At 58.7% G+C, this 13,513-nt stretch carries 12 protein-coding genes; 9 read left to right on the top strand and 3 right to left on the bottom strand.

Annotated features, from left to right (window positions below; translation table 11 throughout):
* Window positions 1-86 precede the first annotated feature (86 nt).
* Complete coding sequence (locus ADIMK_RS04285; RefSeq protein ID WP_036183992.1) at window positions 87-1,013, bottom strand: LysR family transcriptional regulator; 927 nt, start codon at window positions 1,011-1,013, stop codon at window positions 87-89.
* A 117-nt stretch (window positions 1,014-1,130) separates the two neighbouring features.
* Here ADIMK_RS04285 and ADIMK_RS21910 point away from each other — a divergent pair, with 117 nt between their 5' ends.
* The 3 genes from ADIMK_RS21910 to ADIMK_RS04275 all read left to right on the top strand — a co-directional run bounded on the left by ADIMK_RS21910 (window position 1,131) and on the right by ADIMK_RS04275 (window position 3,315).
* On the top strand, window positions 1,131-1,304 hold the full coding sequence (locus tag ADIMK_RS21910) for a hypothetical protein (protein ID WP_156042780.1): 174 nt from the start codon (window positions 1,131-1,133) through the stop codon (window positions 1,302-1,304).
* Window positions 1,305-1,338: 34 nt separating this feature from the next.
* Window positions 1,339-2,262 carry a sodium-dependent bicarbonate transport family permease gene (locus tag ADIMK_RS04280; protein WP_036183989.1) on the top strand — a complete coding sequence of 308 codons (924 nt, stop codon included), beginning with the start codon at window positions 1,339-1,341 and terminating at the stop codon, window positions 2,260-2,262.
* 189 nt (window positions 2,263-2,451) lie between these two features.
* Window positions 2,452-3,315, top strand: a complete 864-nt coding sequence (locus tag ADIMK_RS04275; protein ID WP_036183986.1) for a PA4780 family RIO1-like protein kinase — start codon at window positions 2,452-2,454, stop codon at window positions 3,313-3,315.
* 10 nt (window positions 3,316-3,325) lie between these two features.
* Here ADIMK_RS04275 and ADIMK_RS04270 read toward each other — a convergent pair whose 3' ends face one another.
* Both ADIMK_RS04270 and ADIMK_RS04265 read right to left on the bottom strand, forming a co-directional pair.
* Window positions 3,326-3,679: a hypothetical protein gene (locus ADIMK_RS04270; protein WP_036183983.1), complete on the bottom strand. Its 354-nt coding sequence runs from the start codon at window positions 3,677-3,679 to the stop codon at window positions 3,326-3,328.
* 156 nt (window positions 3,680-3,835) lie between these two features.
* Complete coding sequence (locus tag ADIMK_RS04265; protein WP_036183981.1) at window positions 3,836-4,606, bottom strand: EAL domain-containing protein; 771 nt, start codon at window positions 4,604-4,606, stop codon at window positions 3,836-3,838.
* Window positions 4,607-4,828: 222 nt separating this feature from the next.
* On the opposite strand from ADIMK_RS04265, the gene ADIMK_RS04260 reads away from it, so the two are divergent.
* The 6 genes from ADIMK_RS04260 (at window position 4,829) to ADIMK_RS04235 (ending at window position 13,452) form a co-directional block, all read left to right on the top strand.
* On the top strand, window positions 4,829-7,693 hold the full coding sequence (locus ADIMK_RS04260) for an HD domain-containing phosphohydrolase (RefSeq protein ID WP_036183979.1): 2,865 nt from the start codon (window positions 4,829-4,831) through the stop codon (window positions 7,691-7,693).
* 46 nt (window positions 7,694-7,739) lie between these two features.
* A complete protein-coding gene (locus tag ADIMK_RS04255; RefSeq protein WP_036183977.1) occupies window positions 7,740-8,312 on the top strand; it encodes a DNA-J related domain-containing protein in 573 nt (190 codons plus the stop codon).
* 156 nt (window positions 8,313-8,468) lie between these two features.
* A complete protein-coding gene (gene trkA / locus ADIMK_RS04250) occupies window positions 8,469-9,842 on the top strand; it encodes a Trk system potassium transporter TrkA (RefSeq protein WP_036183975.1) in 1,374 nt (457 codons plus the stop codon).
* 15 nt (window positions 9,843-9,857) lie between these two features.
* On the top strand, window positions 9,858-11,306 hold the full coding sequence (locus tag ADIMK_RS04245; protein WP_036183972.1) for a TrkH family potassium uptake protein: 1,449 nt from the start codon (window positions 9,858-9,860) through the stop codon (window positions 11,304-11,306).
* Window positions 11,306-12,754: a sensor histidine kinase gene (locus ADIMK_RS04240; protein WP_051692445.1), complete on the top strand. Its 1,449-nt coding sequence runs from the start codon at window positions 11,306-11,308 to the stop codon at window positions 12,752-12,754. Before ADIMK_RS04245 ends, ADIMK_RS04240 begins: the two co-directional genes overlap by 1 nt.
* Entirely contained in the window at window positions 12,751-13,452 is a 702-nt protein-coding gene (locus ADIMK_RS04235) for a response regulator (protein ID WP_036183969.1), read from the top strand. Before ADIMK_RS04240 ends, ADIMK_RS04235 begins: the two co-directional genes overlap by 4 nt.
* Window positions 13,453-13,513: the final 61 nt, after the last annotated feature.

Here is a 13,513-nt window from a genome sequence, read left to right as displayed (position 1 = left end):
GGCCGCTGACCATGATAACGCGAGCGCACCCCTGAGGGCACGGGGTGTCGACATGGAATGCATCGTCTTTACAGGAACCTCTGCCCCTAGGGTAACAACAGAGTGGATAAGCGGTCCTTCTGCGCCTGCACATAATCGAGGAAGGTGCTGGCAATAACCGACATCTCCTTGCCTGCCAGACGTGCAAGATACCATTGGGAGCGGATTGGCAGATGCTCCACATCGAGCTCCTTCAAACCCTCGCTGCCGCCCAGAGCGAGTGTGTGCCGCGACAGGATGGATACGCCGAGTTCCGACATGACGCAGTGCTTGATCGCCTCGTTGCTCTCTATTGTCATGCGAACATTGAGATCCAGTCCAGCGTTCTTCAGATGCTGTTCGATGGCATGGCGTGTGCCTGACCCCATCTCCCGAATCAGAAACGGCTCCCGGGCGAACTGCTCGAAGGGGATTTTTCTCTGCCGGGCCAGCGGGTGCGATTCCGCGGCGATAGGTACCAGAGGGTTGGCTGCCAGTGGAATAACATCCAGCTCGAAATTCGAGGGCGGATGACTGAACACGTAAAAGTCGTACTCGGCCCTCTCCAGCTGCTCGATGATCTGTTGACGGTTGGCCACTTTCAACACGATATCGATAGCCGGGTAGGCCTTCACGAACTCGCCGAGAAAATGCGGTATCAGGTATTTCGAGGTGGTCACCACGGCCATTTTCAAAGTACCGGCCTTTAATCCCTGTAGGTCGGCCAGTTTCATCTCAAGACGGTCGAAACTGTCCATGACCTCCCGCGCGCCCTTGATCAGCTCAAGCCCCGCTTCGGTAAACATCAACCGTCGGCCGATCTGCTCATAGAGCGGTACGCCGACATCGTCAGCGAGTTTCTTGAGCTGGCCGGATACGGTGGGCTGGGTCAGATGCAGCTGTTTCGACGCTTTGGTAATCGATCCGTTGCGATAGACCGCGAGCAGAATCTCCAACTGCCTGATGGTACCCACGCGTGCATGCAGACGCGCCATCGCTGCCTCCAACATAGATAAATGACTATTTATAGCATAGATATTATCGATTTTTAGCTATGTGTCGATTGAGGCACACTGCCCACACCTTACAATCCCGACCGAGAGAATTGACGCATGATCGATAAACAACTGGCCTTTGAGCTCTTTACCATACTTCTGCTGCTAACCCTGGGGACTCTGGTGATCATGGCAGGCCTGCCGGGATGGGGCCTGATTACCGTTGCTTGCCTGATCGGTGGCAGCTCCATTGTGATGCGTACTGTGCAGTTGAGTGCGTCGTCCGTCTGAGCCAGTAAGCGTGAGTGGAGCTAGAGAATAGATCATGGGATTGGATATCGTTGCCGCGTTCTTTCTGTTCGGTGCAGTCGCGCAACTGCTGGGCGCACCGATCAAGATGCCGAAAGGCTTGTATCAAAGCCTGACGCTTTTCCTGCTGATTGCCATCGGTCTTAAAGGTGGTATCGCACTGTCGAAATATGCGAGTTTGTCGCTGCTGTGGCAGTCGATGGCGGTGGTGGCCTTCGGGGCGATACTGCCGCTGATCGCCTTTCCGATACTGTGGAAGATCGGTGGGCTGTCGAGGGTCGATTCCGCGTCCGTGGCAGCGCACTATGGCTCGGTCAGCGTCGCTACCTTTGCTGTCGCCCTGGCCGTACTCGAAGCCAACGATGTGGCCTATGAGCCCTATTTTGCCCTTTTCGTTGCGTTGCTCGAGGTGCCGGCGATCGCCGTGGGACTGTTCTTGGCACGCGGCGCCGGTGTCGGCAAGGATCTGAAAAAACTCAGTCACGAGATGTTTTTGAACCAGGGCGTTCTGTTGCTGATCGGTTCTATTCTGATCGGGTGGCTGGGGGCCGGGCAGACGTCGAAGCTGATGCCGTTTTTTGGCACGCTGTTCCACGGTGTATTGGCACTCTTCCTACTGGAGATGGGACGTCAGGCGGCGTCGCGTATCGGCTTGATCCTCAAGTTCGGATCTTTTATAGCCAGCTTCGCGGTGTTGATGCCACTGATTGGCGCGGCGCTTGGTGCGGCACTGGCCAGCGTACTGGGGCTTTCAATCGGCGGCACCGTATTACTGGCGACACTCGGCGCCAGTGCCTCCTACATTGCGGTACCGGCGGCTCTGGCCAACGCGCTGCCGGAGGCGAATCAGAGCCTCTCCATCACTGCATCGCTCAGCATCACCTTTCCCTTTAACGTGCTGGTCGGCATTCCGCTCTATATGGCGCTGCTGTCGCTGTAATCACACGCCGGTGGCTGGCACAGAGAACGCTCAGCCACCAAGTGCTGAATCAGAAGCCGCGTCCGGTATCCTAGTGCCCTGCTCAACACGTAGAATGCCGGTATGAGCATGCCAGGCGATCGGGTTGACCTTCTGTCCGCCCAGAATCGCATGACAACCAATACCGACTACGTGGGGATACTGTGAACCATGAAAGCCCCTAAGCGCCTGCTTCCGCTGTTGGAAGATGGGTTGATCGATGAGGTTCTGCGCCCCCTGATGAGTGGCAAAGAGGCCTCCGTCTACGTCGTGCGCTGCGCAGACGAGGTCCGCTGTGCCAAAGTGTACAAGGATGCCGAAAAGCGCAGCTTTAAGAAGGCCGTGCTGTATCAGGAGGGGCGAAAGGTACGCAACTCACGCCGCGCCCGTGCCATGGAAAAGGGTTCGCGCTTTGGCCGCAAAGAGACGGAAGATACCTGGCAGAACGCCGAGGTGGATGCGCTCTACCGTCTCGCCGCCGCCGGAGTGCGCGTGCCCGAGCCCTACGGCTGCTTCGACGGCGTGTTGCTGATGGAGCTGGTCACCGACGATGAGGGGCGTGTTGCCCCGCGACTCAACGATGTCAGCATGTCCGCCGAGCAGGCACGTGAAGATCACCTGATGGTGATGGAGTACGTCAAGCGGATGCTGTGCGCCGGCCTTGTTCACGGCGATCTGTCGGAGTTCAACGTACTGGTGGACGATTACGGCCCGGTGATCATCGATCTGCCCCAGGCGGTGGATGCGGCGGCCAACAACAACGCCCGCGCCATGCTGGAGCGGGATGTGGATAACATGACCCGCTACTACGCCCAGTACGCCGAGGAGTTGCTGGAAACTCGCTATGCTGCTGAGATGTGGGCGCTGTTCGAAGCGGGTGAACTGACCCACGAATCCGAGCTGACCGGGTTGGTCATTGAGGATGAACATTCAGCCGACGTGGATGCGGTGATGGCTGAGATCCAGCAGATCCTACGCGACGAAGAGAAACGGCGGGAGCGCTTGCGGGCGGATCTACAGGGCGAGGAGCCGTAACCTATCCTGATCAGTGCTCCCCCAATGCCATCAAGGTGGCCAGGCCAATCACTACGGCCACCAGTGCCGCATAGTGCGGGACATTCCATTTCTGAAAGTCGCCACTTATAACCGCGACACCCGCAATGGTGGCGGCAAACCAGAGCAGTGTCTGCAGCGTGGAAGAGGAAACGCCGGCCAGTGTTAAAAAGCGTACCGAGTAGAGATAGATCGAAACACCGGTAAGGAAAAACACCAGCGATAGTGCGCCCTGCTTAAGCGCGACATGCCCGCCAGCGCTCCAGGTTTGCGTAGCATATTGAAACCCCTTGGCATCGAACCAGGCCGACAGCATCAGAAGTATGAAGGAGATGGTCATGTTCATGGGGCAAAGGTCGTCTTTCGTCGTTAGGCCTGAAGGGGGCCACACTACGAATGCTGGACGGTTTGGGGCTATACCCCTTGGGGGGTAGGTGCGAACTGTGCAGGTTTCGCCTAAAGGCGAAACTGGAATTCGATCTGCCCGCCACAGCACTACCGTTTATAAATCGAACGCCTCAGGATCGATCTCGGCAAGCGACTCGAAAGAGGGTTTGGCAAAGTAGTAACCCTGATAGAGGTGGATGCCCAGATCGCTGAGGCAGCGCAGTTCGTCTTTGCTCTCTAAGCCTTCGGCCATCAGGGTGATGTGAAGCTCGTCGCACAGTGATAACAGCGAGCGAACGATCGCCCTGCGCACCGGGTCGGCGTGTATATTGCGGATCAGCGCCATGTCGATCTTCAGCATGTCAGTCTGGATATCGGCAAGCAGGCCCAGACCGGAGTAGCCGGAGCCGAAATCGTCGATAGCGGTCTGGAAACCGATATCGCGGTAATAGTCCACAATGCCGCTTAGATGCTCGGGGTTATCCACATGGTCATTCTCGGTAAATTCGAAAATGATGCGCTCGGAGGGGAAACCGTAGATCGATGCCGCTTCCAGTGTGGTGCGTATGCACACCTCCGGTCGATAGACCGCGGTAGGAATGAAGTTGATGTTAAGGTAGCTGTCGATGCCGAGTTGCGCCGCCAGTTTGACCGCCTTGACCCTGCAGGCCTGATCGAATGCGTACCGGTTGCCCTCATGGACATGCCTGAATATGGATGCTGCGCTTGATCCGTCTACACCTCTGACCAGTGCCTCCTGCGAGTAGATACTGCGATCGCGGATATCGACAATCGGCTGAAACGCCATGGAAAACTCGAAATCGAGTTTCGCGCCGTCGGCACACTGTGCGCAGGTCATTTTGGGAATGTCGCAGGTGATGGTCATGGGCCGCCTCTTTCGAGTCCTTTTCGAACGGTACAGCATTGAGCATAACAGCAATGGTGCGATAGCGTGAAAGCGCACCTGTTCGGGGGTGAACATGCTGGCTGTAAAGGCCGGGATTGACGGCAAAGAGGCATGTAACTCACCTGTTTGGGAGGCGCTTGCCATCAAACGGGCGGCAGGTCATAGTGTCGACTTCATCGAATTTTCATTCGGATTAAGCCGATGCAAGGAAAGCGTCTCGGGTTACCGCTTCAGTTGTGGGTCAGCGGCACTATTGTGCTTTGTATGCTTGTACTGGCGCTGACGCTGATTGCAAAGTTCTACTCCGAAAACCGGAGTACGCTGATTGCGGCATCAGCCACCAATGCCCGTCAGTTAGCGGAAAATCTCGACACCCATCTGCAACGTCTGCTTGATCCCATCGAAAGTACCCTTCAGATTCTGGTGCTGGACCCTCTGACGCAGGGACGGTCGCTGGAGCAGCGTCACGCCCGGTTGCCCGTGTTGGCCGAGACGCTCAAGGCGAACCCCGTTCTCAGCGCAGTTTATGTCGGTTATCCCGATGGCAGCTTCATGCTGCTGCGCCATCTCGACAGCGAGGTGGCGCGACAGGCCGTGGACGCCCCGGCGGGGGCTTACTACATGCTGCAGAGCGTTGAGCGAAGTGGTCGGGATGATAGGGGGCGCGGCGCTTGGCAGTTCTATGACAAGCAGTTGCGACTGCTCGAATCACGTGACAAGCCGGATTACCACTACGACCCTCGCGTGCGACCCTGGTTCAAGGAAGCATCCGTTACCGACAGGACCGTTTTGACTAGCCCTTACGTCTTTTACACCACGGGTGAAATAGGCGTGACGCTGGCGCGCCGTAATCCGGCGAACGGGGGTGTCATCGGTGTAGACGCCTCGGTGGATGACCTGTCCGAGGTGATCGCTGCGTTGCAGCCGACACCGGGCATTCAGATGGCGGTAATCAACGGTAACAACCGGGTGGTGGCCTATCCCGATCTGAGCCGCATCATCAGCATGGATGCGCAGCAGGGGCTTTCGCTGATATCGCTGGACGAGTTGGGTGAGCCGGTACTCAACGAGGTTGCCCAAATGGGCAGCGATGAAAAGAGCATGGGCGAATTCAGCACCGAGCAGGGCAACTGGTACGGCTTGAAGGTCACCATGGGGCGCGAACGAGACGTCGATCTGCAATTGCTGTTTGCCGTTCCGGAAGCTGAGCTGTTGGCCGATGCCAAGGCGAACGGTATTGAGCAGCTGATCTGGTCGGCGGGTATCATGCTGGTGCTGATGGTGGTCGGTTGGCGACTGGGGCGTGCCGTGGCCAGACCGCTACGAGAGCTGTCAGACGCGATCGGTGCGCTGGCGGCATTCGATTTCAGTCACAAGGTTGAACTGTCATCGTCTGTCAGTGAGGTTAACCGGTTGAGCGATCTGATCGGCCAGATGTCGGGCGCCATCAACAGTTTTCAAGCGATCGCCCGGACGCTGGCGCGCGAGCCGGATCTGGATTTGATGCTGTCGCGGGTAACCGATCATCTGGTCACGATTACCGACGCCCAGGCGGGCGTGGTGTATCTGCTCGACCCCGATAGCGGTCAACTTGAGCGTGCAGCCAAGGCGCGGCTCAATGGTGTACCCGAGCGTTTGGAGGTGACCAGTCAGGGGGTGGCGGATCTGCGTGAGGCTGTCCGTGCTGCGCTGAGCAAGGATGGCGAAAAAGTGATGACAACGCCGCTTTTCGATCGCGACGGCAATGCATTGGGCGTGTTGGCCCTGCGTCTGTCTGTCGATGGTGTGCGACGGGAGGAGGCGTTTCGCCGCTTTGTCGATGAAGTCTCGGGATCGGCCGCCACCGCCATTGAAACCCGCCATCAGGTTGATGCACAGCAGGCGCTGATCGACGCCATCATTCGGCTGCTGGCCGATGCGATCGATGCGAAATCACCCTATACCAGTGGCCACTGCGAGCGCGTACCTGAACTGGCCGAAATGCTCGTAGACGCTGCACAATCGGCGAGCAAGGGCGAGTTCGCGAGCTTCAGCATGAGTGACACTCAGCGGCGAGAGTTTCGTATCGCTGCCTGGTTGCACGATTGCGGCAAGATTGTGAGCCCCGAGCATGTCGTCGATAAAGCCACCAAGCTCGAGACAATCTACAACCGGATCCATGAGATTCGCACCCGCTTCGAGGTGCTCTGGCGTGATGCCGATATCGCCTATCTCAAGGGTGTGGTGACCGGAGAGCCCGAGAGTGACCTGCGTGCGCGGCGCGAGCGAACCCAGCAGGAGCTCAGGCGTGACTTTGCCTTCGTGGCGCAAGCCAATATCGGGGGCGAGTCGATGTCCGAGGAGGATATACAGCGACTGGCCCAGATCGCCAGACGTCGCTGGGTCCGTCATTTCGACAAGCGTCTGGGTCTGTCACGCGATGAGTTTGAGCGTCTCACCGAGCGTGAAGAGGAGCTGCCGGTCATCGAACATTTGCTGTCCGACAAGCCGGAGCACCTGATCGCCTGGGGTGACAGACGCCCGCCGGTTGAGCGGGGTAACCCCGATAACATCTGGGGTTTCGATATGGCCGTGCCCGATCAGGCCTCCAATCTTGGTGAACTCTACAATTTGTCGATACAGCGCGGCACGCTCACGGATGAAGAGCGTTTCGTAATCAACGATCACATCGTGCAGACCATTCGCATGCTCAGCGCCTTGCCGCTGCCCCGGGATTTGCGCCGGGTGCCCGACATCGCCGGTAACCACCATGAGAAGGTGGATGGCAGCGGTTACCCCCGAAAGCTGGAGGCAAGCGGCTTGAGCGTGCCGGAGCGGGTGATGGCGCTGGCCGACATATTCGAGGCGCTGACGGCGGCCGACAGGCCGTACAAAGAGGCCAAGACCTTGTCGGAATCGATGCGCATACTCGCGTTCATGTGTAAGGACCGTCATATCGACGGCGAGTTATTCAGGCTGTTTCTGGAGTCCGGCACCTATCTTCGTTACGCTGAGAAGTATCTGAAACCCGAACAGATCGATGCTGTGGATAAGCGTCAGCTCCTGACGCTGGCGGGACTGCGCTAACGGTTCAGTCACCGTCTGCACCGTGTCGATACACGACGAGGAACCGATGGCGGATAATCCTCTGCTTGCGCCCATCGCCCGCCTGCTCCACCAGCATCCGGGTGGATTGAGTGAATACGCCTTGATGAAGCAGCTCGAGTTCGACGGGCTCGCACTGGATGACGAGCCTGATGTGACATCCGAGCTGCTGCTGTTCCGTAAACATTTCCTGATCATGAATGCGTTGTACCGTTTGGAGCCTGTGCTGTACGAGGAGGGCTTCGAGTTGTCCATATCGGCCCTGCATATTCAGATTCATCCGCTTGAACCGCTTATCGCCTCGGAACAGCAGGCACTGGCGAAGTCTAACCCCCTGCGCGAGTACTACCTGGACTGGCGTGAGTTCGAGAAGAGCAGCAGTCAGTATGTGCGACAGCTGCTTAACGGCTTCTGGCGTCGTTATTGCGGTGATAGCCGTATTGAACAGGCCTGGCAGACACTCGGTATCGCCCCCGGCACTGAGCCGGAGGCTGTACGCCGCGCCTATCGGCGACTGGCAGCACGTCACCATCCGGACCGGGGGGGCGATGTGGAGCAGTTTCGACGGGTGCGCGAAGCCTATGAGCTGTTGATGGCCTGACGGCCTAAACCCTGCGGCCATACATTGATCGTAATCGGCAATTTTTACGCAATATTTACGCGCTAGCTGGCCTCCCGCACTCGAATTTTTACACCGAATTGGTCGACAATAGCGGACAGTTATCCTGAAAGGCCGATCAGTCGGCGGTGTTGCATCATGCGAATCATTATTCTCGGAGCCGGGCAGGTCGGTGCCGCGCTGGCGGAGAAACTGTCCAGCGAAGCCAACGACATCACTGTTGTCGACAACGAGCCGGAACGCCTGCGCCTGCTGCAGGACCGGCTCGACCTGCGTACGCTGGAGGGGGAGGCCTCCTATCCCGGCGTGCTTGATCAGGCCGGTTGTGCCGATACTGATATGCTGATTGCGGTGACCAGCAGCGACGAGGTCAACATGGTTGCCTGCCAGATCGCCAGTACGCTGTTTAATACCCCACGCAAGATCGCCCGCATTCGTTCCCCTCACTACATGGCACACGCCGACCGGCTGTTCGCCAGCAGTGCCGTACCGGTGGACGTGATGATCAGCCCTGAACAGCTGGTCACGGCGTATATCGAGCAGTTGCTCCAGTACCCTGGGGCGATCGAGGTGCTCGACTTCGCCGACGGTTTGGTCAAATTGGTGTCGATACGGGTTGCCGCCAAGTCGCCGATCTGTCGGCGGCGGCTCAGCGAACTGAGCCGCCAACTGCCCGATGTGCGTATGCGAGTGGTCGCGATCTACCGGCAGGGGGAGGCGGTCGGCATCTCGGGGGATACGTTGATCGAGGCCAACGACGAACTGTTGTTTGTGTCGGTGGCGGAGCAGATGCCCCGGGTGATGTCGCTCTGCTGCGGTGAGCGGCCACCCTATCAACGGATCATCATCGCCGGTGGCGGCAATATCGGTAAAGCCTTGGCCGAGCGGCTGGAGGGGCGGTACAGCGTCAAGGTGATCGAGCGCAACATTGCCCGTTGTAACCAGATCTCGGCCGAGCTGACGCAAACCGTGGTGATCAACGGTGGCGCATCCGAGGCGAACCTGCTGGAAGCTGAGGGGATCGAACAGACCGATCTGTTCTGCGCGCTGACCAACGATGACGAGGCCAATATCATGGCGTCGATGCTGGCCAAACGCCTCGGCGCGCGTAAGGTAATGACGATCATCAATAATCCCGCCTACATCGAGCTGATTGAGGGTGAGGGCATCGATATCGCCATCTCGCCGCAACAGGTCACCATCGGCAGCCTGCTGACCTATGTACGCCGCGGTGATATGGCGCGAGTCTACTCTCTGCGCCAAGGTAACGCCGAAGCGCTCGAGGCAGTGGCGCGAGGGGGGCGCAGGTCGCGGCTGGTTGGCCGTCGAATATCCGAGCTACCCCAACCGGACGGCGTTGTACTCGGTGCGGTGGTACGTGATGGTGGCGTGTTGATAGCGAAAGGCGATCTGCGGATTCAAGAAGAGGATCACCTGATCTTTATCATGGCCAACAGGCAGAGCCAGGGCGCAGTGGAGAAGATGTTCCAGGAAGGTTTGGCACTGTTCTGAGGGAGGAGGGCCGCTATGCTCAGGCTGTTTCGTCCGATACTGTTTATCTGCGGTATCCTCGCGCTGGTCATGGCGGGCCTGCTGTTGGCGCCAACCCTGTATGGCTACGCGATTCAGGATCCGGAGTACCGGGCGTTCGGATTTGCGGCCGGTATAGCGCTGGTCTGCGGTCTGGGACTGATCCTGCTCGGTCGTGAGGAGCGTTTTAACCTGAACTCGCGTCAGCTCTATCTGCTGACCAGTCTGAGCTGGCTGATGCTCTCCTTTGCCGGCGCTCTGCCGCTGGTGTTGATCGATCATCCGCTGACGCTGACCGATGCGATCTTCGAAACCGTGTCCGGCATCACCACCACCGGGTCGACCGTGCTCTCGCATCTGGATCACGTTCCCCGGCCTATTCTGCTCTGGCGCTCGATTTTACAATGGGTCGGCGGTCTGGGTGTGATCGGTATGGCGGTCTCGATTCTGCCTTTCCTGCGCGTCGGTGGTATGCGCCTGTTCCAGACCGAATCCTCCGACTGGTCGGAGAAATCGATGCCCCGCTTTCACGAGATGGCACGCGGGCTTCTCGCCGTCTATCTGCTGATCTCGGTGCTCTGTGCGCTCAGTTACTGGGCTGCGGGCATGACCCCCTTCGACGCGATCAACCACGCCATGACGACCGTATCGACCGGCGGTTATGCCACCGACGATCGCTCCATGGGCCGTTTCAGCAACACCATTTTGTGGATCTCGGTGCTGTTCATGATGCTCGGCAGCCTGCCGTTTACCCTCTATGTGCGTTTTCTGGCGCAGCGGCGTCTGCGGGTGCTGGTTGATCAGCAGGCCAAGGGGTTTATCTATATCGTCCTCTTTCTGGTGCTGCTGCTGACCATTGAGCAACTGGTGGTGGGTGAGCGGGGGCTGTTCGAGGTGTTGACCCATGCCGCGTTCAACATCGTCTCGATCATCACCACCACCGGTTATGCGTCCACCGATTACACACTCTGGGGCGAGTTCAGCATCGGCATCTTCTTTATGGTCACCTTCATCGGCGGCTGCTCCGGCTCCACTGCTGGCGGTATGAAGATTTTCCGCTTTCAGCTCTCATACCTGTTTCTGGCGGACCAGATGCACAAGCTGGTGCATCCGCGCAGCGTCTCGGCGATCCGCTACAACGGTAAGCCGATTCCGGACGATATCATCTCTTCGGCGGTCGCCTTCTCCTTCCTGTTCTTTATCGTACTGGCCGCCACCACCCTGGCGCTAACTTGGATTGGCGTCGACTTCCTGACCGCCTTTACCGGTGCGATCACTGCGCTGACCAACGTCGGTCCGGGGTTGGGCGAGACCATCGGCCCGGCCGGCAACTTCGCGGCGCTGCCGGATGCCGCCAAGTGGCTGCTCAGCTTTGCCATGATCCTCGGGCGGTTGGAGCTGTTGACCGTCATGGTGCTGCTCTCGCCGGTGTTCTGGAGAGGCTGATGTTCGATCTGACGCGTATCGAGGTACGGGCATCGCCGCAGCATTGGCTGCTGGCGTTGCTGGTGCCGATGCTGGCGACGCTGCCCTGCCTTTGGCTGCAGCAGCTGTTGCCGGTGCCGAGCCTTGCGATGTTCTATCTCGGTGCTGTGCTGCTGACCGCCGTTTACACAGGCTCCGGGCCTGCACTGCTGGCGGCCTGTCTGAGTTTTCTGGCCTACAACTTCTTCTTCACCGAGCCGCACTACACCCTGTTTATCCTGCACCGGGAGGATCTGCTCACGGCTGCACTGCTGATATTGGTGGCGCTGGTTACCGGCCACCTGACGGCGCGGTTGCGGGAAAAGGTTGATGCACTGGAGATTAGCAGCCGCTGGAGCCGAGAGCAGATGGCGATGGCACGACGGCTCTCTTCCTGTGTCTCGGCAAACGATCTGATCGAGGTATTCGCCGCGCAGTTGCGCGAGGGTTTTAACACCGAGGTTCGACAGCAGACGCCACCTTTCGAATCAGTGCCGCCGTTAGAAGGCGATACCGTCAGAATCGCCTCTGACGAGGGTGGCGTGCGCATACTGTTCTGTGATCGGCAGGCGGTGCGCGGTGTTTTGTCGCTGCCGCTGACAACCGGACTCGATGCCGTGCGTCGCCTGCAACTCGATGCGTACTCAGAGCTTGCACGGCTGGCCTGGAGTCGGGTGCTGCTGGTCGAGTCTCTGGGACAGGAGACGCTGGTCAAGGAGCGCGAACAGCTGCGCTCGGCACTGCTCTCCTCCATTTCGCATGATCTGCGCACGCCACTGGCGGCGATGATCGGTTCGGTGTCCACGTTGATCGATCTGCATGACAGTCTATCGGCATCACAGAAGGATGAACTGCTCAGCAACACCTTGAGCGAAGCGCGCCGTCTGGACCGGTATATCCAGAAACTGCTGGATATGACCAAACTGGGCCAGGGTGAGCTGAAGCTGGAGCGGGACTGGATCGGCATCGATGACATCCTGAATGTCGTCATCCGACGCGCCAGACCCTTACTCAGTGAGCATCAGCGGATTGACGTCGAACTCGCCGATGAGATGCCGCTGCTCTACGTGCATGCGGCGCTGCTGGAGCAGGCGATCTTCAACGTGTTGGAAAATGCGATCCGTTTTTCGCCGCCTGACGGGGAGATCAGCCTCAGCGTTGCGCTCAGGGATGCCCGACTGGAGATCGATATCCGTGATCAGGGGCCCGGCATGCCGGAGGCACTCTGGTCGCAGATATTCGACATGTTCTTCACCCTGTCGCAGGGCGATCAGCAAAGCGGGGGTACGGGCCTTGGGCTGGCGATCTGCCAGGGAATTCTCGGTGCCCACGGTGGGCAGGCCCGCGTACTTTCAAGCTCGCCCGAGCACGGCACAGTGCTGAGGCTGACGCTACCGCTCGATAAGGCCCAGCCCGGAGGAGGGACATGACACGTATACTGGTCATCGATGACGAGCCGCAGATCCGCCGCTTCCTCAATATCAGCCTGAGCTCTCAGGGCTACGAGATTCTGGAGGCTGAGAGCGGCCGGGAAGGGCTGCAAAAGGCCGCACTGGAAACCCCTGATCTGATCATTCTCGATCTGGGTCTGCCGGATATGGACGGACAGCGGGTGCTGCGTGATCTGCGCATCTTCTACAGCGGGCCTGTGATCGTGCTGTCGGTACGCAACAGTGAGCGTGAAAAGGTGCAGGCGCTCGATAGCGGGTGTAACGACTACGTGGAGAAGCCGTTCGGGGTCAAAGAGCTACTGGCTCGTATCCGTGCGGTATTGCGCACCTTCTCGACCATTGAAGTGGCACCGGCTGGCTATGAAGATCAGCACCTTAAACTGGATATCCAGACCCGCCGCGTGCTGCTCGATGGCGAACCTGTGCACTTCTCGCGCAAGGAGTTCGATCTGCTTGCCGAGCTTGTCAGCTACCCCGGGCGCATCCTGACCCAGCAGTATCTGCTGCGTAAATTCTGGGGTGAAACGCATATCGATGACACCCACTATCTGCGCATCTTCATTCGCCAGATCCGCAACAAGCTGGGCGATCGTGCCACCGCGCCTGTCTATATCGAAACCGAGCCCGGCGTGGGATACCGTTTTATCGGCGGCGAGGGCTCCGGTTCCGAAAGCTGAGTATTGCTCCTCGCAAGAGCTTGGCCCCAAGGCTAGAATGCCGCATACGACATAACGCGGT

The organism is Marinobacterium lacunae, assembly GCF_000705555.1.
Lineage (GTDB): Bacteria > Pseudomonadota > Gammaproteobacteria > Pseudomonadales > Balneatricaceae > Marinobacterium_D > Marinobacterium_D lacunae.
The sequence above is the reverse complement of the archived record's forward strand: the minus strand, read 5'-3'. Positions and strand labels throughout refer to the sequence as shown.